Annotated in this window: 29 protein-coding genes; 20 read left to right on the top strand and 9 right to left on the bottom strand. The window is 65.7% G+C overall.

What is annotated here, in order from left to right:
* Positions 1–203: 203 nt before the first annotated feature.
* The 3 genes from AC07ZH_RS05080 to AC07ZH_RS05070 are packed head-to-tail and all read left to right on the top strand — an operon-like array spanning position 204 to position 2,188.
* A complete protein-coding gene (locus AC07ZH_RS05080) occupies positions 204–992 on the top strand; it encodes a hypothetical protein (RefSeq protein WP_495198827.1) in 789 nt (262 codons plus the stop codon).
* Between the two features lie 25 nt (positions 993–1,017).
* Positions 1,018–1,893 carry an ATP-binding protein gene (locus AC07ZH_RS05075; protein ID WP_495198826.1) on the top strand — a complete coding sequence of 292 codons (876 nt, stop codon included), beginning with the start codon at positions 1,018–1,020 and terminating at the stop codon, positions 1,891–1,893.
* Complete coding sequence (locus AC07ZH_RS05070) at positions 1,874–2,188, top strand: STAS-like domain-containing protein (RefSeq protein WP_495198825.1); 315 nt, start codon at positions 1,874–1,876, stop codon at positions 2,186–2,188. Before AC07ZH_RS05075 ends, AC07ZH_RS05070 begins: the two co-directional genes overlap by 20 nt.
* 113 nt (positions 2,189–2,301) lie before the next feature.
* On the opposite strand, the gene AC07ZH_RS05065 is transcribed toward AC07ZH_RS05070, so the two are convergent.
* The 3 genes from AC07ZH_RS05065 to AC07ZH_RS05055 all read right to left on the bottom strand — a co-directional run bounded on the left by AC07ZH_RS05065 (position 2,302) and on the right by AC07ZH_RS05055 (position 4,488).
* On the bottom strand, positions 2,302–2,868 hold the full coding sequence (locus AC07ZH_RS05065; protein WP_495198824.1) for a YdeI/OmpD-associated family protein: 567 nt from the start codon (positions 2,866–2,868) through the stop codon (positions 2,302–2,304).
* 42 nt (positions 2,869–2,910) lie between these two features.
* Positions 2,911–4,125 (bottom strand): Fic family protein, encoded by a 1,215-nt coding sequence (locus AC07ZH_RS05060; protein ID WP_495198823.1) that lies wholly within the window; start codon positions 4,123–4,125, stop codon positions 2,911–2,913.
* Between the two features lie 144 nt (positions 4,126–4,269).
* Entirely contained in the window at positions 4,270–4,488 is a 219-nt protein-coding gene (locus AC07ZH_RS05055; protein WP_495198822.1) for a hypothetical protein, read from the bottom strand.
* A 95-nt stretch (positions 4,489–4,583) separates the two neighbouring features.
* Between AC07ZH_RS05055 and AC07ZH_RS05050 the strand changes: the two genes are divergently transcribed.
* The 8 genes from AC07ZH_RS05050 (at position 4,584) to AC07ZH_RS05015 (ending at position 10,216) form a co-directional block, all read left to right on the top strand.
* Positions 4,584–5,093 (top strand): DUF1993 domain-containing protein, encoded by a 510-nt coding sequence (locus AC07ZH_RS05050; RefSeq protein WP_119109781.1) that lies wholly within the window; start codon positions 4,584–4,586, stop codon positions 5,091–5,093.
* Positions 5,094–5,133: 40 nt separating this feature from the next.
* Positions 5,134–5,277, top strand: a complete 144-nt coding sequence (locus AC07ZH_RS05045) for a hypothetical protein (RefSeq protein WP_495198821.1) — start codon at positions 5,134–5,136, stop codon at positions 5,275–5,277.
* A 37-nt stretch (positions 5,278–5,314) separates the two neighbouring features.
* Entirely contained in the window at positions 5,315–5,443 is a 129-nt protein-coding gene (locus AC07ZH_RS05040) for a hypothetical protein (protein ID WP_281271432.1), read from the top strand.
* Between the two features lie 125 nt (positions 5,444–5,568).
* Positions 5,569–6,957, top strand: coding sequence for a homoserine dehydrogenase (locus tag AC07ZH_RS05035; protein ID WP_495198820.1), 1,389 nt, complete (start codon positions 5,569–5,571; stop codon positions 6,955–6,957).
* Between the two features lie 193 nt (positions 6,958–7,150).
* Entirely contained in the window at positions 7,151–8,032 is an 882-nt protein-coding gene (locus AC07ZH_RS05030) for a PA4780 family RIO1-like protein kinase (protein ID WP_495198819.1), read from the top strand.
* Positions 8,033–8,241: 209 nt separating this feature from the next.
* Positions 8,242–8,658, top strand: a complete 417-nt coding sequence (locus AC07ZH_RS05025) for a VOC family protein (RefSeq protein ID WP_495198818.1) — start codon at positions 8,242–8,244, stop codon at positions 8,656–8,658.
* Positions 8,655–9,257, top strand: a complete 603-nt coding sequence (locus tag AC07ZH_RS05020) for a methyltransferase domain-containing protein (RefSeq protein ID WP_495198817.1) — start codon at positions 8,655–8,657, stop codon at positions 9,255–9,257. Before AC07ZH_RS05025 ends, AC07ZH_RS05020 begins: the two co-directional genes overlap by 4 nt.
* A gap of 167 nt (positions 9,258–9,424) precedes the next feature.
* Positions 9,425–10,216: a tRNA-uridine aminocarboxypropyltransferase gene (locus AC07ZH_RS05015; RefSeq protein ID WP_495198816.1), complete on the top strand. Its 792-nt coding sequence runs from the start codon at positions 9,425–9,427 to the stop codon at positions 10,214–10,216.
* Between the two features lie 17 nt (positions 10,217–10,233).
* Here the strand turns inward: AC07ZH_RS05015 and AC07ZH_RS05010 are convergent, their stop codons facing one another.
* The gene (locus AC07ZH_RS05010) at positions 10,234–10,821 is read right to left on the bottom strand and encodes a DNA-3-methyladenine glycosylase (RefSeq protein WP_495198815.1); all 588 of its coding nucleotides are present in this window, start codon (positions 10,819–10,821) and stop codon (positions 10,234–10,236) included.
* A 141-nt stretch (positions 10,822–10,962) separates the two neighbouring features.
* On the opposite strand from AC07ZH_RS05010, the gene AC07ZH_RS05005 reads away from it, so the two are divergent.
* From AC07ZH_RS05005 to AC07ZH_RS04995, 3 genes are read left to right on the top strand one after another with little or no spacing between them, the layout of a single operon-like run.
* Entirely contained in the window at positions 10,963–11,220 is a 258-nt protein-coding gene (locus AC07ZH_RS05005) for a hypothetical protein (protein ID WP_495198814.1), read from the top strand.
* 8 nt (positions 11,221–11,228) lie between these two features.
* A complete protein-coding gene (locus tag AC07ZH_RS05000; RefSeq protein ID WP_495198813.1) occupies positions 11,229–11,843 on the top strand; it encodes a DUF1439 domain-containing protein in 615 nt (204 codons plus the stop codon).
* The gene (locus tag AC07ZH_RS04995) at positions 11,840–12,712 is read left to right on the top strand and encodes a DMT family transporter (RefSeq protein WP_495198812.1); all 873 of its coding nucleotides are present in this window, start codon (positions 11,840–11,842) and stop codon (positions 12,710–12,712) included. Before AC07ZH_RS05000 ends, AC07ZH_RS04995 begins: the two co-directional genes overlap by 4 nt.
* A 49-nt stretch (positions 12,713–12,761) precedes the next feature.
* Here AC07ZH_RS04995 and AC07ZH_RS04990 read toward each other — a convergent pair whose 3' ends face one another.
* Positions 12,762–13,400 carry a TetR/AcrR family transcriptional regulator gene (locus AC07ZH_RS04990; protein WP_495198811.1) on the bottom strand — a complete coding sequence of 213 codons (639 nt, stop codon included), beginning with the start codon at positions 13,398–13,400 and terminating at the stop codon, positions 12,762–12,764.
* Positions 13,401–13,514: 114 nt separating this feature from the next.
* Here AC07ZH_RS04990 and AC07ZH_RS04985 point away from each other — a divergent pair, with 114 nt between their 5' ends.
* From AC07ZH_RS04985 to AC07ZH_RS04960, 6 genes are all read left to right on the top strand, one after another.
* Complete coding sequence (locus AC07ZH_RS04985; protein ID WP_495198833.1) at positions 13,515–13,931, top strand: VOC family protein; 417 nt, start codon at positions 13,515–13,517, stop codon at positions 13,929–13,931.
* A 187-nt stretch (positions 13,932–14,118) separates the two neighbouring features.
* On the top strand, positions 14,119–14,748 hold the full coding sequence (locus tag AC07ZH_RS04980; RefSeq protein ID WP_119109771.1) for a dihydrofolate reductase family protein: 630 nt from the start codon (positions 14,119–14,121) through the stop codon (positions 14,746–14,748).
* A 151-nt stretch (positions 14,749–14,899) separates the two neighbouring features.
* A complete protein-coding gene (locus AC07ZH_RS04975; RefSeq protein ID WP_495198832.1) occupies positions 14,900–16,345 on the top strand; it encodes an MFS transporter in 1,446 nt (481 codons plus the stop codon).
* A 222-nt stretch (positions 16,346–16,567) separates the two neighbouring features.
* Positions 16,568–17,647, top strand: coding sequence for a pirin family protein (locus AC07ZH_RS04970; RefSeq protein WP_495198810.1), 1,080 nt, complete (start codon positions 16,568–16,570; stop codon positions 17,645–17,647).
* A 114-nt stretch (positions 17,648–17,761) separates the two neighbouring features.
* Entirely contained in the window at positions 17,762–18,232 is a 471-nt protein-coding gene (locus tag AC07ZH_RS04965; RefSeq protein ID WP_119109769.1) for an FKBP-type peptidyl-prolyl cis-trans isomerase, read from the top strand.
* Between the two features lie 55 nt (positions 18,233–18,287).
* Positions 18,288–18,908, top strand: coding sequence for a hypothetical protein (locus AC07ZH_RS04960; protein ID WP_495198809.1), 621 nt, complete (start codon positions 18,288–18,290; stop codon positions 18,906–18,908).
* A 198-nt stretch (positions 18,909–19,106) separates the two neighbouring features.
* Here AC07ZH_RS04960 and AC07ZH_RS04955 read toward each other — a convergent pair whose 3' ends face one another.
* From AC07ZH_RS04955 to gap, 4 genes are all read right to left on the bottom strand, one after another.
* On the bottom strand, positions 19,107–20,021 hold the full coding sequence (locus tag AC07ZH_RS04955; RefSeq protein ID WP_495198808.1) for a ketopantoate reductase family protein: 915 nt from the start codon (positions 20,019–20,021) through the stop codon (positions 19,107–19,109).
* Between the two features lie 105 nt (positions 20,022–20,126).
* Complete coding sequence (locus tag AC07ZH_RS04950; protein ID WP_495198807.1) at positions 20,127–21,170, bottom strand: CaiB/BaiF CoA transferase family protein; 1,044 nt, start codon at positions 21,168–21,170, stop codon at positions 20,127–20,129.
* A gap of 69 nt (positions 21,171–21,239) precedes the next feature.
* Positions 21,240–22,400 carry an iron-containing alcohol dehydrogenase gene (locus tag AC07ZH_RS04945; RefSeq protein WP_495198806.1) on the bottom strand — a complete coding sequence of 387 codons (1,161 nt, stop codon included), beginning with the start codon at positions 22,398–22,400 and terminating at the stop codon, positions 21,240–21,242.
* Positions 22,401–22,595: 195 nt separating this feature from the next.
* The gene (gene gap, locus AC07ZH_RS04940; protein ID WP_495198805.1) at positions 22,596–23,597 is read right to left on the bottom strand and encodes a type I glyceraldehyde-3-phosphate dehydrogenase; all 1,002 of its coding nucleotides are present in this window, start codon (positions 23,595–23,597) and stop codon (positions 22,596–22,598) included.
* Positions 23,598–23,603 lie beyond the last annotated feature (6 nt).

Genomic DNA, 23,603 nt, shown 5'->3' with positions numbered 1-23,603 from the left:
CCCCCCACCACCGGCACACCGCCAACCAAGGCGAAGCGCCCCCTCAAGCACACCCTCAAACACCCCACGTCCCGGCACAGAACGCCCAGCCAGCCCAGGCTTTCGCCCGCTAGCCCTTGCTGCGACGCAGCTTATTCATTGCGCCCACGGCCCCCGCCCCTTACAGTGCATTCACAAAATTACACAAATGGGGCGCGCGAGGGATGGCAACTTTGATTCCGGCCTTGGGCCGTTGTACGGCGCGCATGACTTCGGGTGAGCGCCGCCTGGCCGAGCGGCTGGAGCCAACGCAGGGCGGCGATCCCCTGCCGATTCATGCAGCCAGACGCCTTCGCCGCACCACCGGCCCCAAGGCCCATTACCGCAACACGCGGCAGATTCTTCACACCGCCAGCCTGGTCGCCGCAGACCTGCTGACGGCGGACGACAAAGACGACGACGGCATCCCATTGCTGAAGCCAGTGAGCTGCGGGCGCGAGGGGCAAGAGCCCCTCATCATCAAACTGCCCACCCTGCGCGACGAAGCCTTTGCCATCGCCGACCACCTGTCCAGCGCCCATAAGGAAGGGTTCGCCTGGGGCGACATGGCCGTGCTGTGCGCCGACTGGAAAACCATGGACCTGTGCGCCAGCGCCCTGGCCCAACGCAAGCTGCCGCACCGTGTGCGCAAGAAGAGTGGTGAATACCGGCCCGGTGCAGATGCGATTCAGGTGATGACCATGAAGGTCAGTAAAGGCTGGAGTTCCCCGTGGTGGCGCTACTCGGCGTGGGGTACATGCCTGCGGCGGGGGAGGATGAGAAGGAAGCGGCGCGGGTGTTTTATGTGGCGCTACGCGGACTACTCAGAGGTTGGTTCTCAATGTCTCAAACGCAAGCATAACCTTTCCAGCGCCCAGTCACACTACTGCGAATTGAAGTTGATGTTCGGAAGTAGGCGCAACGTACCTTGCGCTTACCGCCGCCACCAACTGAAAAAAATGAAACGGGCATGATGAGCTGTCCGGAGAGACAGAAAAAATGAAACACACATCAATCAGAGAGATTCACAGCTGGCTCGAGCAACTTGAGGCGCTGTTAGCCGAGAAGACTTGCCAAGCACCAGAATTTTTGAGGCCATTTCACTTCATCAGCCTTGCACTCATGCTGAAATCGAAGGGCGCTCGAGGGATCACTCTCCCACCCTCCTTGCGCCCTTACGCTGCACGGATGCACCTATGGGAAGCTATTGGCCTGCCTTCGCCCCGCAGACATAGCCAAGAGCGCGATGCGTTAGGTCGATTCCTTCCAATTGAGCCCCTTCGCTCGGAAGCCGATATTCAGGACTGCTCAGACAGACTTGCCGCGATCACTAGCCTTGCAAAGGCATCTGAAGAAAGCTGCCAGTCACTCTCCATCGCTGTCAGCGAACTGATTGGAAACTGTTTTTCGCACGCAAATGCAGAGCGCGAAGGCTTGCATGGCCTTGCCTGTGCTCAGTACTGGCCAAGAGGACAGCTGATGCAAATCGCTATCGCTGACATGGGAGTTGGAATACGGAATACGTTTGACCAAGCCGACCGCGAAGAATTTAGGCTTCGGGTCAAAGAGATGAATTGCTGCACTTTGGCGACTGAACTTTTCGCAAGTAGCAAACTGGACAATGGCCATGCAGGCTATGGGCTTGCTCTCGCGCGACAACTGACTGAACAAAACAGGGGAACCTTGACCGTGTATTCAGGTCACGAATGGTTCCACTCTTCAAACGGGCAATGCAGCGAAGGTGCCAACGGAGTAGGATGGCAAGGCACAATGATTGTTGCCGAGTTCAACACGGCAAATCCGTTGAGTACGCAAGCCGTCTATCAAAACTGGCCTCCTGTTAGGGGATATGAAGATGATGACTTCAACTTTTGAATTTGATCTGAGTGCTTTGAATGCCAAGATGGCCACGCGTCCTAACGGCCAGTGGTTCCTTGAAAGAGTATTGGATGCGCTTGCAACCAATGAGTGTGTAGTTATCAATTTCGCACACAGATCACCGACTCCTTCTTTTGCCGATCAATGTCTAGGGGGGCTCGTCTATCAATTTGGATTAGCGGAATTTAAGCGCCGGATACAGATCGTCAACGTGTCGGAGCAAGATAGGCCGTTGATCAAACATGTCGTCTTGAACCGCTCTCACCGACGTGAAGTTGAGTTGGCTCACTGAGCCGATAGCGCCAAAATCAACCGCCCTTCAAGGCGGTTTTTTTGACCTGCCGCACTGATGTGCCGCATTTCAAAATACGGTTCACTTTCTGAGCCGTATGGTTCTGCTGACTGTCAAGGGCTTTCGCCCATCCCCAACTTCGCCAGCATCTCCGCCATCCGCTTCTGCCGCGTCTCAGCCCGCTTGGCGCTATGCAACCGGTGGTAGATGGTGAACAACTGCTGCCGTTTCAGGGTGCCGTAGAAAGCCAGGGCAGCGGGGTCTTGTTGCAGCGCCGCCAAAAAGTCTTCTGGTATCACCATGGTGGCGCTGCCGGCGTAGGCGGTGGCCCAGCGCCCATCGCTGCGTGCGGCTTCTACATGCACGAGGCCAGCGGCTTGCATGCGCCCTTGCGCTATCAGCCGCTCGGCGTGCTGCACGTTTTTTTGCGACCAGTTGGAGCGCGCTCGGCGCGGCGTCAGGCGTTGCAGAAACGAGGCGCCGTCCAAGCTCTTGCGTATCCCGTCGATCCAGCCCCAGGCGATGGCGGCCACCACGCAGTCGTCCCACGTCACGCTGGGCTGGCCTGTGGCCTTTTTGAAAATGCGCACCCACAGCTCCGTCTCGCTGGCGTGGTTGGCCTGCAGCCACGCGTGGAGCTGCTCTGGTGTGTCAAAGGTGTGATGCGCGGTGTTGATCATGTATTGATAGCTGCCTGCGCTTATTTTGCAGGCTCTAGTGACCTATTTGGCACATAACTCGTACCCGATGCTCCGTCCCCCGCCCTCCAGCCTGCGCAGCACGCCGCGCTCCAGCAAGTCGTTGATATCCCGCAGCGCCGTGTCCGCAGAGCATTTGCCCATCGCCGCCCACTTGGCGTTGGTCAGCTTGCCTTCCATGCCGTCCAGCACGCGGTTCAGCACCAGCGTTTGCCGCGCGTTCATGGGCGTGCCTGCCCAGCGCTGCCAGAACTGGGCCTTGTCCAGCACGCCCGCCAGCGTGGCGTCTGCGCCCTGCACTGCGCGCAGCAGGCAGCCCAGAAACCAATGCAGCCACGGGGTGACGTCCAGCGGGCCTTTTTGGGTGGCCTCTAGCTGGTCGTAATAGTCTTTGCGCTCGCGCTGGATCTGGGCGCTGAAGCTGTAGAAGCGCTGGTGCGCATGTTGCCCCCACGCTCCGCCGCTGCGCGGGTCGCGGCCCCCCCGGGGGGCGCTCGTGCCTTGGGGCGGCCCGGCGGCACTCGTTTCTTCCGCGCGGGCCAGGGCCATATCGCCCACGGCGCGGCTCAGGCGGCCGTTGCCGTCGTCAAACGGGTGCAGGGTGACCAGCCACAGGTGGGCCAGGCCGGCTTTGATGATGGCGTCGCCCGCTGGGGCGGCTTCGAACCAGTCAAAAAAGGCTTGGGTTTGCGCGGGCAGGGTGGCGGCGGGCGGGGCTTCAAAGTGCACTTTCTCCCGCCCCACGGGGCAGGACACCACTTGCATGGGGCCGCTGGCATCGGTGCGCCACGCGGCGACGGTGATGCGCATGCGCCCGCTGTAGCCGGTGGGGAACAGCGCCGCATGCCAGCCAAACAGGCGCTCGGGGGTCAGGGGCAGGACATAGTTGCGGGTGGCGTCCAGCACCACGTCCACCACGCCGTCCACATGGCGGTCGCTGGGGGCTAGCGCCCCAATGTCGAGGCCCAGCTTGCGGGCCACGGAGGAGCGCACGGCGTCCAGGTCCAGCCGCTCACCTTCAATGGCGCTGGTGGTGATGACCTCTTGCGTCAGCACCTGTAGGGTGGCATGGTCGCGCTGCGGCAGGCCCAGCTCTGCCATGCGCCCCGCCAGCATGCCCTGTGCGCGGTGCACCTGCGCCAGTGGCGCGGCCAGGGCGGCGGCGTCAAAAGTCAGGTGCGGCCAATCGGGCAGCTGCCAGATGTAGCGGGGCGTGCGGGTGGGGCGGTGGTGGCGCATGCGGCGATTATGCAGAGTATTCGCCGCATTTTGTGCGGTAAATAGCGCCGCAAAACGGGTCAAGTGCTGATGCGTAAACCCATTTTGCTGCGCTTTTGATAGCTTCCAGAGCTTATTTCTATTGCGCTAGAGGCCAATTTGATCTCAAACATTGGCTGAATCAGTTTCCGCCTCGGGCCACAGCGACGCAAACATGAAGGGCAGCGCATGCTGTGGCAAGCCAAAGCGCACCTGGCCTTGTGGCGAGTCGGACTTGAGCAGGCCGCGCGTGACCCGTGCGCCCCGTGCATCGGTGGCGCCGCGCTCGCTCATGCCGAGCATGGCTTTGAAGTCGCCACGCGGCATTCCAAAGATACGGATCACAATCTGAGGCGTAGTTCCTGCCTAGAGGCAGATGAAAGATTCCTCTAACGGCGCCTTGCCGAACTCCCTCCTCACAACACCCAATGGAACACCCCATGACCACTGCCATGTACACCCACTCGGTTCCCGTTTTCAAGCAGATGCTGACGGCTTTGAAAGCCATTCTTGCGCAGGCGAGCGAATACGCGGCGGCCAAGTCGATCGAGCCCGACGCGTTCTTGCAGGCGCGGCTGGCGCCCGACATGTTTCCGCTGCTCAAGCAGGTGCAGATTGCCGCCGATTTTTCGCGCGGTATTTCGGCGCGGCTGGCGGGGGTGGAGGTGCCGAAGTTTGAAGGGCAAGAGAAGAGCTTTGCCGACCTGGATGCACTGCTGACGCGGACCCTGGCCTTTCTGGACAGCGTTCAGGCCGCGCAGTTCGAGGGCAAGGAAGGCGCCGAGATCGTCCTGCGCCCCGGCACGCCGAAAGAGAAAAAGCTCACTGGGCAGGCGTATCTCGTGAACTATGGTTTGCCGCAGTTCTTCTTTCATGTGACGACGGCCTACGACATCCTGCGCCACAACGGTTTGCCGATTGGCAAGCGCGATTTTCTGGGCGCGTACTGACGCACGCCAGGCGTGGCGATGGCGGGTCCCGTGATTTTCCGTGGATGCAACCCAGGGACCGCCATGGCAAGCACCGCACACGGACTACAGCCCCGAGGCCATTGCCGCGTGGGCCCAGGGCGTGCGCGCCCCGCCACGCGCCATCCATGGCGCGCGCGCAACGCTCGCCCAGGCAAAGGCTTGACGGCGCCCCAGGGGCCGCAGGTACACTGCCCCTCCTCATGCCGTACACCTTCCACCACTTCACCGCACCTGCCGCTGCCAGCCATGGCATGTGCATGATGCTGCCCGCATTCTCGCGGGCGATGGGTGCACGAATGATTACCACCATTACCCCCGCGGCCACCTGAGCGCGCGCAGGTGGCCGTTTCGGCAGCCACCTGGTGATCGCTCTCTTCTCCCCAAGACGAATGAATGAAACCCAGCTCTGGCAGCTGGGTTTTTTTGTTTGTTCGTTAGTTGCCAGGAGATACCCATGTTCCGCGATCCCGTTCAGTCCCTAGAGCCCCAGCCCCGTCCTTCCGTCGGCGCCATGCGCCCCCTGCGCGTGGGCATGATTGGCATGGGCACCGTGGGCGCAGGCACCTTCCGGGTGCTGGCGCGCAACCAGGCGCTGATTGCCGGGCGCGCCGGGCGCGGCATTGAAGTGGTGGTGGTGGCCGCGCGCAATCTGGCGCGTGCCGTGGGGGTTGTGGGCACCGATGTGGCGCTGACGAACGACCCGATGCAGGTGGCCATGCACCCCGACGTGGAGGTGGTGGTGGAAGTGGCCGGTGGCACGGGCGCCGCGCGCGAATGGGTGCTGGCGGCCATTGCGGCGGGCAAACATGTGGTCACGGCCAACAAGGCGCTGCTGGCGGTGCACGGCAGCGAGATCTTTGCCGCCGCCCGCCAACACGGCGTGGCCGTGGCCTACGAGGGCGCGGTGGCGGTGAGCATCCCCATCGTCAAGGCGCTGCGCGAGGGCCTCACGGCCAACCGCATCGAATGGGTGGCGGGCATCGTCAACGGCACCACCAATTTCATCCTGAGCAAGATGCGTGAGGAGGGTCTGGGTTTTGCAGAGGCGCTGCAACAGGCGCAGGCGCTGGGCTACGCCGAGGCCGACCCCACCTTCGACATCGAGGGCGTGGACGCCGCGCACAAGATGGCGCTGCTGGCGGCCAACGCGTTTGGCATGCCGGTGCGTTTTGCCGATGCGCAGGTGGAGGGCATCACCCGCCTGCAGGGGCTGGATGTGGCCTGCGCCGAGCAACTGGGCTTTCGCATCAAGCTGCTGGGCGTGGCCAGGCGCCGCGAGGACCACGGCGTGCCGGGTATCGAGCTGCGCGTGCAGCCCGCGCTGGTGCCCGCCACGCACCTGATGGCGCAGGTCAACGGCTCGATGAACGGCATCATGGTCAAGGGCGACGCGGCGGGCGTGACGATGTACTACGGCGCAGGTGCAGGCTCCGAGCAAACCGCATCGGCCGTGATTGCCGACTTGGTGGACGTGGCGCGGCTCGATGGCACCTTTGCGGCCCAGCGCGTGCCGCATTTGGGCTTTCATGCCCACGCGGTGAACGACACACTGGCCGTGCTGCCACGCGCCGCCGTGCACACCCGCCACTACCTGCGTGTGCCCGTGCACAGTGCCCAGAAGATCGAAGCCGTAGGCGCCTGGCTGGCCACGCAGCAGGTGCCGGTGTTGCAGGTGCAACTGGCCCGCGACCAAGCCTTGCCACCCGGCACGGCCCCCCAGGTACTGGTGCTGACCGGGGCGGCGGCCCAGGCCACGGTGGACCTCGCCGTGCAGGCACTGGCGGCCCACCCCGCCGTGGCAGGGCCGGTGGTGGCGCTGCGGGTGGAGATGCTGGAGGGCTGAGCCGCGCAGAGCAGAAAATTGTGACCAAAACAGGCTCTAGCGCTTATCCATCAAGCGTTAGCAGCTATTGTTTTGGTAGTTTTTCTTCTCTGCCTCCACGGCAACATCCACACCTCTTGGCGCCCGATTCCATCGGTGCCTGCCCCCACCCGCCTGCAAGCCCCATGCGCTTGTATCGCGCACAATGGCCCGAATGAAAGCACCCCCCCGACTCCAATCCCTCATCGACGAAGGCCTCATCGACACCGTGGTGCGCCAGCTCATGAGCGGCAAGGAGGCCATGGTGTTTGTGGTGCGCCATGGCGAGCAAACCCTCTGCGCCAAGATCTACAAAGAGGCCACCCACCGGAGCTTTCGCCAAGCGGTGGACTACACCGAGAACCGCAGAACCAAGAACTCGCGCACCGGCCGCGCGATGGCAAAAGGCAGCAAGTTTGGCCGGCAAGAGCAAGAGGCCGCCTGGCAAAACGCCGAGGTCGACGCGCTGTACCGCCTGGCTGCGGCGGGCGTGCGCGTGCCGCAGCCCTACAACTTTCACGATGGCGTGCTGCTGATGGAGCTGGTGACCGACGCCCACGGCGACGCCGCGCCGCGCCTGAACGATGTGTCGTTCACACCCGAACAAGCCGTGCAGCACCATGCGACGCTGATTGCCGAGGTGCTGCGCATGCTGTGCGCGGGGGTGGTGCATGGGGACTTGTCGGAGTTCAACATCCTGCTGGCCCATGGGGCAGTGGAAGGTACCGCTGAGGGCGTGGACTTCCCCGTCATCATCGACCTGCCGCAGGCGGTGGACGCCGCCGGCAACCACCACGCCCAGCGCATGCTGCTGCGCGATGTGGCCAACCTGCGCAGCTTCTTTGGCCAGTTCGCGCCGGCGCTGCTGAAGACCGAGTACGGCGCTGAAATCTGGAGCCTGTACCAAAGCGGCATGCTCAGCAACGAGACGCCGCTCACCGGCCGCTACGAGCGCAGCCACGCCAATGTGGACATGCAGGCCGTGCTGCGCGAGATCGACGACGCCCGGGACGAAGACGCGGCACGCCGGCTGCGCATGGCGACGGCGGCGGGGTAAAGCAGTTCTCGGCTCTTGCTTCTGTATTGATAGCTGGCTCCGTAATTTGCACCTGCGCTAACGGCCTATTTCAATAATAAATACGCCGCCCTGCACGCTGCCACGAACCTGTTTACGATCCCCGGGCGCGCCGCAAGCCAGCCATGGCTGGTGTCGGCAACGGCGTTTTTTAATCAACCCCCCTGTGCGGGGGGCAATCGGAGACAACGATGTTCAGTCATGTGATGGTGGGTGTGAGCGATCTCGAAGCGTCCAAGCGGTTCTACGACGCGGTGTTGGGCGCCATCGGCATTGGGCCCGGCATTTACAACCACAACGGGGTCGTGGGCCGCTACTTCTACCGCAGCCCCACCGGCAGCTTTGGCATCACCACGCCCATCAACGGCGAACCCGCATGCCATGGCAACGGCAGCACCATCGGCTTTACCATGGCGTCGCCCGAGCAGGCCGATGCCTTTCATGCGGCCGGCCTGGCCAACGGCGGCACCACCTGCGAAGACCCGCCAGGGATGCGCAATGGCGCGGTGGGGCAGATGTATCTGGCCTACCTACGGGACCCCGACGGCAACAAGCTCTGCGCGCTGCACCGCCCGCCCAAACCCGAAGCCGGCGCCGCGCGCACGTGAAATCTGCCCAGGCCGAGGTGTTTGACGAAGCGTATTACCAGCGCTTCTATTTCGACAAGAAAACCAGCGTCGTCGACCCCGGCCACGTCGAGCGCCTGGGTGCTTTCGTCTGCAGCTACCTGCAGTACCTGCGCGTACCGGTGCACCGGGTGCTGGACATGGGCTGCGGCATTGGCCTGTGGCGTGACGTGGTGGCGCGGCACTTTCCGCACGCGGCATACCACGGCGTCGAGTTCAGCCCCTACCTGTGCGAGCGCTTTGGCTGGGAGCCCGGCTCGGTGGTCGACTACCGCGCCAGCGCGCCCTACGACCTGGTGATTTGCCAGGGCGTGCTGCCCTACCTGGACGCACCCGATTTGAAGCGCGCCATGCACACCCTGGGCCAGCTCTCGCACGGCGCGCTGTACCTGGAGGCGGTCGCACGCGAGGACTGGGAGCAGGGCATTCTGGACGAGGACCTGACCGACCCGCGCATGTTCCGCCACCGCGCCGCGCTCTACCGGCGCGGGCTGGAGAGCGGCTACTCCGCGCTGGGCGGCGGCCTGTGGCTGAGCCGCGAGGCCGAGGTGCCGCTGTTTGCGCTGGAGAGCCTGAAGTGAAGCGCTCCCCCTGTGTCGCTGCGCTCCCTCCCCCATCGCATCGCTGCGCGCTGCGAAAGGGGGACGCCATCCGTGCGGCGGGGCGGCCCTTGCACGATGGCCGCTGACCTGTGCTTCGCCCATTGCATGCGTCGTGGGTCGCGCACGGCACAAGGGATCACTGCGCAGTGACTGAAAAGCCCTCTGTCCATGTCGCCGAGGCGCGCCCACCCCACGCCGTTTCTAGGCTAAGAACCGCCCGCCTGGCGCGCAGCGCCAAGCCGTTTCTGGCGCGCGGCGGACCCAAGGGCGAGCGCTGCCCCGGCTGCCGCCTGGTGCCCAGCCACTGCCTGTGCGCGCTGCGCCCGCAGACGCCGACGCGCGCCGGCGTCTGCCTGCTGATGGCGGACATCGAGCCCCTCAAACCCAGCAACACCGGCTGGCTGATCGCCGACGTGGTGGCCGACACCTTTGCCTTCGGCTGGGCGCGCACCGAGGTGGACCCGGCCTTGCTGGCGCTGCTGGCCGACCCGCAGTGGCAGCCTTTTGTGGTGTTCCCCGGCGAGTTCGTGGCGCCTGAGCGGGTGGTGACGCAGGTACGGCAAGCACCGCAAGCGGGCGACGGTACGCTTGCACGGCGCCCACTCTTCGTCCTGCTCGACGCCACCTGGCCCGAGGCGCGCAAGATGTTCCGCAAGAGCCCGTACCTCGACGCGCTGCCAGTGCTCAGTCTGCAACCCGATCAGCTCTCCCGCTACCAGTTGCGCCGCTCTACCCGGGCCGACCATTTCTGCACCGCCGAAGTCGCCGCGCTGTGCCTGGCGCTGGCGGGCGACGAACAGGCAGGCGCGGTGCTGGAGGCTTGGCTGGAGCTATTCACCCACCACTACCTGCAGGCCAAACACCAATTGCCGGTGGATGCTGCCTGCGAGCCGCACCTACGCTTGCAGGCGCTGTGCGCGGCTGACCAGGCGACATAGGCGTCGGGGCACGCCTCCTACGCACCGCGCCCAAACCCCCGGCTCAGGTAGCGCGAGCCGCGCTCGCCAAAGCGCCAGGGTGTTTCCGCCGCCTTGCTGATGCCGATGCGCGGCCCGGCCAGCACGTCCGCAGGCTGCCCATCCCACCGCAAGGCGAAGGTGGGCGGCTGCACGGGGCGATGGTTCCAGCTGTGGTCCACGCCCAGGGCCTGCGCCAGGCGCCCTGGGCCGGCGCAGAGCAGGCGCGGGTCTTGCAGGCCGCGGCGCGCACGCATCACCTCCAGCCCCTGCGTAGGCTCCAAGGCACGCAGCAGCACCCCCGCGCCATGGCCAGCCTCACGGCAGACCAGGTTCATGCACCAGTGCAGGCCGTAGGAGCGGTACACGTAGACATGCCCAGGCGGCCCAAACATGGCGGCGTTGCGCGCCGAGGGGCCGGTGTAGGTGTGCGAGGCCGGGTCTTGCTGGTCGTAGGCTTCGGTTTCGACAATGCGGCCACCGACGCCATCGACCAGCAGCGTCACGCCAATCAGCCGCCGCGCGACCTCGCTTGAATCGGCGCTGAAGTCGATGTCGGCTGGCTCCAGGGGGTCCGGCGTTGCCATAATGCTCCTTAAAATATAGCTGCATGCGCTTATTGGATAAGCGCCAGGCAGCATTTTCATTCATATTCCTGCCGCCTGCTGCGCTCTGGCGTACAGTGCCATCCCGCCACCCTGCTCCCGCCCACCCAGAGAAAGACCCCTATGACGCCCGGCAAAGACCCCGCCCGCGAGAGCGAACTCAAGAAGATGGAGCTGTGCGAAGCCTGCGCCGGCATCCAGCGCAACTGGCGCCGTGCGCCCGGTCACGCCGAACTGGTGCAAGGCGGCCACCGCCGCGAAGAGCACGGCGACCACGTGGTGACCGTGACGCGCCATGTCTGCGAGCGCTGCGGCACCGCCTGGGAGTACACCAACGACAAGCGCGACCAGCGCGCCGGCTGGGCCGTGGTGGGGCGCTGAAGGCCGCAATGCGCCACGCCCTCTGCGGGCCCACCGGCCCGAACCGGCGGCGCTGGCTGGTGCAAGCCAGTGCCGCGGCTGCGCTGGTGCTGACCGGTGGGCTGCGCGCCGCATCCGCCGGCCTGGGAATTTCGGGCTACACCGTGTCGCTGGCCGAGCTCTCAGCCATGCTCAGCGAGCGCTTTCCACGCCGCCTTTCACTCGCCGGCCTGGCAACACTGGAACTGCAGGCGCCCCTGCTGGCGCTGCGGCCCGAAGCCAACCGCCTGCGCGCACGGGTGCCCGCCGTGCTCAGCGGCCCGGCGGTGGCGCCACCGCACGAGGGCATGCTGGAAGTCGAATTCGGCCTGCGCTACGAGCCGCGGGACCACACGCTGCGCGCCCACGACATCGCCCTGCAAAGCCTGGAGATCGAAGGCCTGGACCCGGCCGCCGCTGCCCTGCTGCACGCCTGGGCGCCCCGCCTGGCGCGGCGCGCACTGGGCGAAGTGGTGCTGCACCGTCTGGAGCCCAAGGACCTGGCGCTGCTCGACGGCCTGGGCCTGCAGCCGGGGGCGATCACGGTGACCGAACAAGGGCTCGCCATTGCCTTCGTGCGACGCGCGCCTGAACCGTTGAAATGAAGCACGGCTCCAGCGCGTGGGTGCGCGCCATGCCGGCAGTGTTCGTGGTCGTGTGGAGCACCGGCTTCATCGTCGCGCGCTATGGCATGCCCCATGCGCCGCCAATGACGTTTCTGGCAATGCGCTATGCGCTCTCCATCGCCTGTTTTTTGCCGTGGATTGTGCTGGCACGCGTGCCGTGGCCGAAGGGGCGCCTGGCGTTCGTGCACTTGGCCGTCACGGGCCTGCTGATGCAGGGCGGCTACCTCGGGGGTGTCTGGGCGGCCGTGAAGGGGGGCATGGGTGCGGGGCTGATTGCGCTCATCGTCGGCCTGCAGCCGCTGCTCACCGCCACCTGGATCTCGGCGCGAGGCGGCTATGTGACCCGGCTGCAGTGGGTCGGGCTCGCGCTGGGCCTGGGTGGGCTGGTGCTGGTGGTGTCGCACAAGCTGGAAACGGGCCATGAAGCGTCGCTGGGAAGCCTGGCGCTGGGTATTCTGGCGCTCGCCTCCATCACCTGCGGCACGCTGTACCAGAAGCGCCATGTGGCGCCGTGCGACGTGCGCACCGCGAGCACGGTGCAGCTTGCGGCTGCGCTGCTCGCCACCTTGCCCTTGGCGCTGCTGGAGGTTGAGACCGTGCGCTGGAACGCCGAGTTGGTCGGCGCGCTGGCCTGGTCGGTGCTGGTGCTGACGCTGGGAGGCAGCTCGCTCTTGTATTTGCTGATCCAGCGCGGCGCGGCCACCGCCGTCACCAGCCTGATGTACCTGGTGCCGCCCTGCACTGCGCTGATGGCCTGGCTGCTCTTTGGCGAAAGCATCACCACGGCCACCGTGGTCGGCACGGCGATGACGGCTGCCGGCGTGGCCTTGCTGGTGCGCAGACGCTGAAAGCTAAAGGCGCCATCGCGCGCTGGATGCACGAACGGGCGCTACACCTCTACAAGCCACGCTCCACCATGTCGAGCAGACGCTCGCTCAGCGCATCGAGCGCCTGCGGTGGCATGCCTTGCAGCGGGCCGTCGAGCGCCAGCAGGGCCAGCCCGTGCACGGTGGACCACGCCAAGAATTCCGCGCCTGGGCGGCGCTCTGGCGGCATCGCACCGGCAGCCACCAAGGCATCCAGCGCGGCGTTCAGATGCCCAAAAGGGTTGTGGCCGCTGGCGCCCGACGCGGCGGCATCGGGCGCCACCGTGAACGGGCCGCCGAATGCGGTACGGAACAATCCGGTTTCGGCGAATGCGAAACGCAGGTAGCCCCGGCCTACGGCGCGCACCCGCGCATGGGCTTGCTCTGCCGCACTGCCTTCGGCAGGCACGGTGCGGTATTCGGCCTCCATCGCGCGGCCGACGGCGGCCACCGCTTCCGCGCGCACCGCGCCGAGCAAATCCTCCCGGTTGGCGAAGTGCCGGTAGGCGGCGTTGGGCGCCACTCCGGCGCGCCGCGTGGCTTCGCGCAGCACCACCGCTGTGGGGCCGCCACCCCGCGCCAGGGCGACGCCGGCTTCCAGCAGCGCACGGCGCAAATCGCCATGGCGGTAGGTGCTGCGGGGAGCCGGGTTACGCATTTTTTCACTCATGGGGACGCTTGATTGTAGACAGCGTCCATTTTCTCTGCCACCATTTGTGTACGCCGTCCACAAATGGTGGCTGTGGCGCATGTCCCCCTATTGATGAGGAGTTTTTCCATGACCATCCAGGTGCAACCCTATCTGTTCTTCGAAGGCCGCTGCGAGGAGGCCCTGGCTTTTTACGAGAAGGCGCTAGGCGCAAAACGCGGCATGCTGATGCGCTACAGCGACAACCCCGACCCGCAAACGCCGCCGCCCGGCTGTGCCGCTCCGGCGGGCGACAAGGTCATGCACGCCGACTTCACCGTGGGCACCACGCAGCTCATGGCATCCGACGGCATGGCGTCGGGCCAGCCCTCGTTTGCCGGCATCGCGCTCTCGCTCACCACTGCCGACGAGTCACAGGCGCGGCGCTGGTTCGCAGCACTGGCCGAGGGCGGGCAAGTGACCATGCCCATGGCCAAAACGTTTTTCTCGCCCGCTTTTGGCATGGTGCACGACCGCTTTGGCGTGCACTGGATGGTGATGGTGCCGCAATAAGCGAAACGCCAGAAAGACGCGCGGCCATGATCCCTTTGCTGGTGCCGCAATCGGATGCCCGGCAGGTGATGGGGCCCGGCATCACGCACCCCTTGCCCCGGCCTGCGGCGCGGCATCGTTCGAAGTCGAAGGCGCGCTGAGAAACGCCGCCAATCAAACCGCCATGCGGATATTTGCATAGAAAATCATGAGCAAAATATTTGTCAACATTGGACTTAGCCTCGATGGCTACATGGCGCCTGAAGGGATGACCATGGACCAGCCTGATTACAAGAACTGGGGCGCAAAGTGGGGTGCGATGATGGCTTGGCTTCTCAAGCAGCAGTACTTCCGAGAGACCCTGCAATTCGGATCAGGCGGAGAGACTGGTCCGGTGAATGACATGGTTCGCCACACCATGGAGCGCACTGGCGCCAATATCATGGGCAAGAAAATGTTCGAGCAAGGTGAAGTGGCATGGCCTGAGGAGGCTCCTTTTCATACGCCGGTCTACGTGCTCACCCACGAAAGACGCGAACCGTGGGCCCGGCCGGGGGGAACGACGTTCTACTTCGTTCACGATGGCCCGGAGCGTGCTCTGGAGCAGGCCCAACAATCTGCGGGCGATCGTGATATTCGCATCTCGGGTGGTGCAGACGTCATCCAGCAGTACCTCAATCTAGGTCTCGTCGACGAGTTGGAAATCGCCCTGGCCCCCGTGTTCTTCGGCGGGGGGCGGCGTCTCTTCGAGAACCTGCGCGACCCGGGACCGCTGTTTCAAATCGACAGGGTACTCAGCACTCCAGAGGCGACCCACCTGCGCTATGTGCGTGCGTGACTGCAGCCCACGCACATGACAAAGCGCTGCAAAAGGGCGGAGCTTTGATGGAGATTGCAGGTCGTCCCGCGCAGGGGGCGGCCCCATTGGGGCGTTGGCAGCAAGTACGCCGCAACGATTTCCCATAGCATTCCCCCGCCGCATGACCTCCATCCCTATTCCACTCACCCCGCGCCAGCGCTGGAGCGCCCTCATTCTGCTGTGCCTGGGCGAGTTGATGATCGTGCTCGACACCACCATCGTCAACGTCGCCTTGCCCAGCATTCGCGCAGATTTGGGCTTTACCGAGACCTCGCTTGTCTGGGTGGTCAACGCCTACATGCTGACTTTCGGCGGCTTTCTCTTGCTGGGGGGGCGCCTGGGCGATTTGTACGGCCAGCGCAGGCTGTTCCTGCTTGGCATCGCGGGGTTTACGTTGGCGTCGCTGACCTGCGGGCTGGCGCAAACGCAGGCGCTACTGGTGGCCGCGCGTGCGCTCCAGGGCGTGGGCGGCGCGGTGGTGTCGGCCGTGGCGCTGTCGCTCATCATGACGTTATTTTCCGAACCGGCGGAGCGCGCACGCGCCATGGGCGTGTATGGCTTTGTCTGCGCGGGCGGCGGCAGTGTGGGGGTGCTCCTGGGAGGTGTGCTGACGAGCCTACTCAGCTGGCATTGGGTATTTCTGGTGAACCTTCCGGTCGGCGCCGCCATTTACCTCGCCTGCCGCGCGATGCTGCCCGATACCCCCGGCCAAGCCCACGGGCAAGCGCTGGATGTCGCCGGGGCAGCCACGGTCACCACGGCGCTGATGCTCGCGGTGTACGCCATCGTCAACGGCAACCAGGCCGGCTGGACCTCCGCGCGCTCGCTGGTGCTGCTGGCCAGTGCCGCCGCGCTGTTCGCCCTCTTTGTGTGGCTGCAGGCGCGCGTGCCCGCGCCGCTGGTGCCTCTGGCGCTCCTGCGTCTGCGCAACTTGTCGCTTTCAAGCGCCATTGGCGTGCTCTGGGCGGCCGCCATGTTCGCGTGGTTCTTTCTGTCGGCTTTGTACCTGCAGCGGGTGCTCGGTTACAGCCCCTTGCAGATCGGACTCGCTTTCCTGCCTGCGAACCTCATCATGGCGACGTGCTCGCTCGGGGTGTCGGCCTGGGTGGTGCTGCGCTTTGGCATACGCCCGACCTTGGGGGCCGGCCTGTTGATGGCGGCACTCGGCCTCGCCTGGTTCGCCCTGGCACCCGTGCAAGGACAGTTCATCCCGCATGTGCTGCCGGGCATGCTGCTGCTGGGGGTGGGCGCGGGCATCGCCCTCAACCCGTTGCTGCTCGCCGCGATGGGCGAGGTGAACCCGGAAGATTCCGGGCTTGCCTCGGGTGTGGTCAATACCGCCTTCATGATGGGCGGGGCGCTGGGGCTGGCCGTGCTCGCGAGCCTTGCCGACGCACGCACCGGTGCCTTGCTCGCCAGCGGCCGCGCCCTCGCCGACGCACTCCATGGCGGTTACCGGCTGGCCTTTGCCGCAGCGGCATGCGCAGCACTGGTGGCTGCGGCACTGGGAAGCTTTGCACTGCGGCCAGCAGCCGCGCCCCCGGCCACGCTGAGCGGCGCGCCGCTGGCCCATTGAACCATTTTGCTATTGTTTATATAGCTGTATGCGCTTATGTATAAAGCGCTACCGTCTTATTTTCTATAAAATTTCGCTGCCTGCAGCGTCCTGCGCTGCGCCGTGCTGTCCTGGCCCGCGCACTGCAGCGTTCCACACACTGCGCCTTTTCTTGCACGCAAGGCACCCCATCTGCGCAGCGTGGCCACCTGCGCATGGGTGGCGCCCAACCAGGAGTTCGCTATGTCTTCCCCTACTGTCCCCGTCCCCGCCTCCCCCATCCTGCAAAGCCAGCCGCTCGGTCCGCTGTGGCCCACGCTGGACCCGTTCCTGTTCTGCGCCCACCACGACGACGCTTACCCTGCCGGCAACGCCGAGCGCGGTCCGGCGGTGCCGCTCGAAGGCCGCCAAATTGGCAGCGACTTCAGCCGCAAGGACGGCTGGAGCATGTACCACGGCGATGTGGTGCCGGGCTTCCCCGGCCACCCGCACCGGGGCTTTGAGACCGTGACCCTGGTGCGCAAGGGCCTGATCGACCACGCCGATTCGCTGGGCGCGGCCGCACGCTTTGGCGGCGGCGATGTGCAGTGGGTGACCGCCGGGCGCGGCATCCAGCATTCCGAGATGTTCCCGCTGCTGGACACCACCCGGCCCAACCCGCTGGAACTGTTCCAGATCTGGCTGAACCTGCCCGCGCAGAGCAAGATGGTGGCGCCGCACTTCACCATGCTGTGGCGCGAATCGATCCCGCGCCTGGTGCACCGCGACGACGCCGGCCGCGCAACGACCGTGACCGTCGTGGCCGGAGCGCTCCCCGGTGCGGGCGCCCCCCTGCCACCACCGCCCGAATCCTGGGCAGCACAAGCGAATGGCGACGTGGCCATCTGGACGCTCAAGCTGGAACCCGGCGCGCGCTGGACACTGCCCGCCGCAGCCGGCGCTGGCACGCGGCGCATGCTGTACTTCTTTGCTGGCGCCAGCCTGCGCATCGGCGAAGCAGAGCAGCGCAGCCACGCCGCGCTGGAAGTCGTGGCCGGTCAGGACTGGCTGCTGGAGAACACCGGTGCCGACACCGTGGAATGCCTGCTGCTGCAAGGCCGGCCGATTGGCGAGCCCGTAGCGCAGTACGGCCCGTTTGTGATGAACACGCAGCAGGAAATCATGCAGGCCATGCAGGACTACCGCCGCACCCAGTTTGGCGGCTGGCCCTGGGAGTCGAGTGACCCTGTGCACGGCAGTGAGGCCCGGCGCTTTGCGCGCTATCCCGGCGCGGCGCAGGACGAGCTGCCGGACGATCGGCCCGAGGCGCCGGCTGCTGCCTGAAGGCGCGGCACAACCCTGCCGTGGGGTTCAGGGACAATCCTGGTCCGCACCACCGCGCGCGCTGTACGGCGCGCGCTTTTTTTCCTTTTTCCATCTCCCTCCGCAAGAGACCCCATGAACATCGCCAAGGACACTGCTGTCACCCTCAGCTACCAGCTCACCACGCCCGCGGGCAAGCCGCTCGACAAGGGCAACCTGTCGTACCTGCACGGTGGCTATGAAAACATCTTCCCCAAGGTGGAAGCCGCGCTGGACGGCCAGGCCGTGGGGTTTGCGACAACGCTTGATCTGGCGGTGGAAGACGCCTTTGGCGCGCGCGACGAATCGCTGGTGCGCAGCATTCCGAAATCCGAATTCCCGCCCGGCGTGAAGGTTGGCGGCCAACTGCAAGGCCCAGGCCCCGACGGCCAGCCGCAGATGTTCAACGTGGTCAAGATCAAGGGCCCCGAGGTGCATCTCGATGGCAACCACCCGCTGGCCGGCCAGGCGCTGCGGTTTGGCTGCAAGGTGACCGGCGTGCGCGCTGCGAGCGCCGAGGAAATCCAGCATCGCCACGTCCACGGCGACCACGGCCACCACCATTGAGCGCGCACCCAGCGTGGACACCCACCCGGCGTTGCACTGAACGCTGAGCGCTGCCATGCGGCTCAAGACGGTCTTCACAGCCGGCGTGGTGATGCTGGTGGCGTTCTTCGCCATCGAGTCGATCCGCACCAGCTATGCGCCCCAGTACGCCAACGCCCCCGCGTTGGCAACGCAGGCGGCCCTGCAAGTCCCGGCGCAAGGCCCCACCGACACGCCGGCATTCGCGTTCAAGGGCTTTCAGATCAAGCCGCTGGCGCGCTTTGCCATCGACGCCAAGGTGCTCTCGCGCGAAGACTATTACCTGGACCGGGAGGCCAAGCTTGCGCCGGTCGACCTGGCGCTGGGCTGGAAGCGCATGGCCGACCCGGCGGTATACCGCCAGCTCGACATCAGCCAGGGGCGGCGCTGGTACTTCTACCGCTGGCAGGGCGCCCCGCCGATTCCGGTGCAGGAAATCGTCGAATCCTCGGCCAACATGCACCTGATTCCGGCGAACGCCGCCGTCGAGAAAACGCTCGGCAAAGCACGCGAGGGGGCCTCCATCCGTCTCACAGGGTTCCTGGTCCAGGCCACCGATCCCAGCGGCTGGCGCTGGACCAGCTCGCTCACGCGCTCGGACTCCGGGGCGGGCTCCTGCGAGCTGGTGTTTGTGGAGCGCGCGCAGGTTGAAGACTAGTGTCCTGAGTTAGAAGTTCGTTGACGAAATGAAGAGGTCGAAATCGCCGTCAGGCAAGGCACAAACCGCAGAGATAGCCGTAGCTATCGCGAGGATTTGCAACGCCGCATGGCGGTGATTCTCGGCATCTTTATGAAACGAACTTCTAACGCAGGACACTAGGCGCACGACGTCGCCGGTCGCGTGCCTTCGAGAGCCTCAGTCGCCGGAAGGTGCGGGCGGGCGCTTCTCCAGCAGGTGCACCAGGATGTGCAGCAGGCGATTGGCCGGCGTGGCGATGCCCAGGGCCTCGCCCCGGCGCACGATGAATCCATTGATGTGGTCGATCTCGGTGTGCCGGCCCCGCGCCAGGTCCTGCGCGGTGGACGATACCTGGCCTGGCATGGACGCGGCAAGCGGCAGCACCGCCTCGGCCGTTCCCTCGGGCAGAACGATGCCGCTGGCATGTGCCACGGCCAGGCACTCCTGCACGATGTCGTCCATCATCCGGGGCACATCCAGGTCGGGACGGTTGACGATCTGACCGTAAGGCTGGCCGGTGATGGCGGACAGCGGGTTGTAGACGCAGTTCAGCACCAGCTTGGCCCAGAGGGCACCGGCCACGTTGTCCGACACCTGGACCGGAATGCCCGCGGCAGCAAAAGTAGTCGCCAGTTGCTCGCTGGTCGGCGAAGCCGCCAGCACCAGTTCACCACGGCCAAAGTGCTGCACATGCCCAGGCCCCGCCATCGCGGCCGCCACATAGACCACCGCAGGCAGCACCGGGCGCTGCAGCGTCGCCTGCAAGCGCTCGGCGTTGTCCACGCCGTTTTGCAGGCTCAGCACGGTGGCGCCACCCGCCAGATAGGGCGCCATGGCCCGGCCCGCGCTTTCGGTGTCGGTGGACTTGACGCAGAACAGCACGCACTGGGCGCCGCGCACCGCAGCGGCCTCGGTGTCGGCCTGCAGCCGCACGTGCTCCTGAAAATGCAGGGTGTCCAGCCACAGGCCGTGCTCGCGCACCGCCTGCACATGGGCCGCGCGCGCCACCAGCACCACCTCATGTCCGGCGCGCGCGAGCATGCCGCCGTAGTAGCAGCCGACGGCACCTGCACCCATCACGGCGATTTTCATGGCAGAGCCCCTTTCACACAGCGCAGCAGGCAAGGAAAGACAAGTAAGGCGGCCATCATGCGGATAGTCTAGCGATCATGGACAAAGCGATGTGCAGTGCGATTTTTAAGGCGCTCTAGTGTCCTGGAGCGGCAGAAAGCGCGGCGCGGGCGCTACGTCCAGGCCCACGCCCGCCGTATGCACATAGGTCCCCCGGGCCACGTTGTGCGGATGCTCGGCTGCCTCCGCCACGCTCAGTACCGGTGCAAAGCACACGTCCGTACCTGCCAGCAAAGCGTCCCAGTGCGCGCGCGGCTGGCTGGCAAAGAGGGCCGTCAGACGGTCTTTGAGAGCAGGCCAGGTGCGCGGGTCGAACTGGCGCCCCCGGTCCATATCATCGAGCCCGAGCTTTTGCAGGAGCAGTGCGTAGAACTGCGGCTCCAGCGCGCCCAGCGTGATGCAGCCGCCGTCGGCGCAGCGGTACACGTCGTAGAAGGGCGAATCGTGGAACGGGCTCGGTTGCGGGCCGTCCAATTGGCCGCTGCCGCGAATCCATTGCGCAATGCCGCCCAGCATGGCCACGATGTCGACAATGGCGGCATCCACCACGCGGCCCTGTCCACTGGTCCTGGCTTCCAGAATGGCGCAGACCATGCCAAACGCCAGGCCCAGCGCGCCCCCCGCATCACCCACCACCGTGGGCGGCACGATGGGCCGCTCGCCCCGGTGCGCCGAGAGCGAGAGCATGCCGGTCAGCGCCACGTAGTTCAGGTCGTGCCCGGCCGCCTGCGCCAGCGGGCCGCTCTGGCCCCAGCCGGTCATGCGGCCGTAGACGATGCGCGGGTTGGCCTGTGCGCACTCGGCCGGGCCAAGCTTTAGGCGCTCCATCACGCCGGGGCGGTTGCCTTCGATCAGCGCATCGGCCTGCGCCACCAGGGCCAGGGCCTCGGCACGGGCGGCGTCCTGCTTGAGGTCGAGCAGCACCACGGTCTTGCCGCGCCGCAGCGGGTTGTCGCCGTCGCCGCCGAGCTGCGCCGCCACGGCGCCCGGCGCAGGCCGCGCGATCACGGTCACCTCGGCGCCCATGTCGGCCAGCATGCGCCCGGCCAGCGGGCCGGGGCCTATGCCTTCGAATTCGACGATGCGGATACCGGCGAGGGGTGGGGTCATGGGGCGGTTTCCTCAGAGCAGTGAACAGCCGGGCATTCTGGCAGCACCGGCGCGCACGGCCCCGGCCGGCTACAGCGCGGCTTCGAGAATCGCCCGGCTGATTTCTGGCGTGATGGCGCGCTGCTCGCCCAGCTTGACCATGCCGTGCTCGGTCAGGGCTTTCACCACCGCATCCACCGCCTCACCGCCCAATTGGTAGGCCGACAGCCGGGTAGGAATGCCCACGCTTTCAAAGAACTGCGCCGTGCGGGCAATGGCCGCGTCGATGCGCTCGTCGTCGCTGCCCTCGGTGATCTGCCAGACGCGCGCGGCGTACTGCAGCAGCTTCTCGCGCTTGGCGCCCCGCCGCGCCTGCATGACCTGCGGCAGCACGATGGCCAGGGTGCGCGCGTGGTCGATGCCGTAGAGCGCGGTCAGCTCGTGGCCGATCATGTGCGTCGCCCAGTCCTGCGGCACACCGGCGCCGATCAGGCCGTTGAGCGCCAGCGTGGCCGTCCACATCAGGTTGGCGCGGTTGTCGTAGTCGGGCGCACCTTCCTGCATGGCGCGCGGCGCCAGCTCGACCAGGGTCTGCAGCAGGCCCTCGGCAAAGCGGTCCTGCGCCGGGGCGTTCACGGGGTAGGTGAGGTACTGCTCCATGGTGTGCACAAAGGCGTCCACCAGGCCATTGGCGATCTGCCGCGCGGGCAGGGTGTAGGTCTTGGTCGGGTCGAGCACCGAGAACCGTGGAAAGCAATGCGGGCTGGAAAACGAGAGCTTGGCATGCGTGGCCTTGCGCGTCACCACGCCGCCGTTGTTCATTTCCGAGCCGGTGGCGGGCAGCGTGAGCACCGCGCCCATGGGCAGCGCGCGGGCGATGTTGCTGCCGCGCTTTTCCAGGATGCTCCAGGTGTCGCCCTCGAACGGCACAGCGGCGGCAACGAACTTGCTGCCGTCGAGCACCGAGCCGCCGCCCACGGCGAGCAGGAAATCGATGCGCTCGGCACGGGCCAGGTCCACGGCGCGCGAGAGCGTCTCGTAGCTCGGGTTGGGCTCGATGCCGCCAAACTCGAACACGGTACGCTCGCCCAGCGCCGCCAGCACTTCAGCGAGCGTGCCGGTGCTGCGCGCGCTGGCGCCGCCGTAGAGCACCAGCACGCGCGCGTCCTGGGGGACGAATGGGCCGATTTCGGCAATCTTGCCGGCACCAAAAAGGATGCGGGTGGGGTTGTAGAAGTTGAAATTGAGCATGGTAGGGGCCGCTTGCAGGAAGAGAAACGGGGATTGGAACCTGCCATGCTATTGCGTCCCTGCCGATTCTTCTGTAACGCAGCCGACAAGCCCCCTTGGGCAGCACGCGTACCAGGATCGAGTGGGTGCGCCCTGCCGGGCGCAACGCAAAAAAACCCGCGCGAAGGCGGGTTTGTGGTGCAACGGGACGAGCGCTTATTTGGCGGCCACCACGCGGACCATGTCCAGGCACTTGTTCGAATAGCCCCATTCGTTGTCGTACCAGGCGACGACCTTGAGGAAGGTGTCGTCCAGCGCAATGCCGGCGTCGGCGTCGAACACGCTGGTGCACGATTCACCGCGGAAGTCGGTGGCGACCACCTTGTCTTCGGTGTAGCGCAGGATGCCCTTCAAGGGGCCTTCGGCCTGGGCCTTCATCTCGGCGCAGATTTCCTTGTACGTGGCGGGCTTTTCCAGTTCCACGGTCAGGTCCACCACCGACACATCGGAAGTCGGCACGCGGAACGACATACCGGTGAGCTTCTTGTTGAGCGCGGGAATCACCACGCCCACCGCCTTGGCCGCGCCGGTGCTGCTGGGGATGATGTTTTCCAGAATGCCGCGGCCGCCGCGCCAGTCCTTGTTGCTCGGGCCGTCCACGGTCTTCTGCGTGGCGGTGGCAGCATGTACCGTCGTCATCAAACCGCGCTTGATGCCCCACTTGTCGTGCAGCACCTTGGCCACGGGCGCCAGGCAGTTGGTGGTGCACGAGGCGTTGGAGACGATGGTCTGGCCAGCGTAGGTGCCATGGTTCACGCCGAACACGAACATGGGCGTGTCGTCCTTGGAGGGTGCCGACATCATGACCTTTTTGGCGCCTGCATCCAGGTGCTTCTGCGCGGCTTCCTTGGTCAGGAACAGGCCGGTGGCTTCGATGACGACGTCGGCGCCAACTTCGTTCCACTTCAGGTTGGCCGGGTCGCGCTCCTGCGTCAGGCGGATCGTCTTGCCGTTGACGACGAGGTGCTTGCCTTCCACCGACACCTCGCCCTTGAAGCGGCCGTGCACGCTGTCGTACTTGAGCATGTAGGCGAGGTAGTCAGGCTCCAGCAGGTCGTTGATGCCCACCACTTCGATGTCGGAAAAATTCTGCACCGCAGCGCGGAACACCATGCGGCCGATGCGGCCGAAACCGTTGATACCAATCTTGATCGCCATAGCTCA

The organism is Simplicispira sp. GW247-4R2A (assembly GCF_059424465.1).
This window is presented reverse-complemented; position numbering and strand designations above follow the sequence as displayed.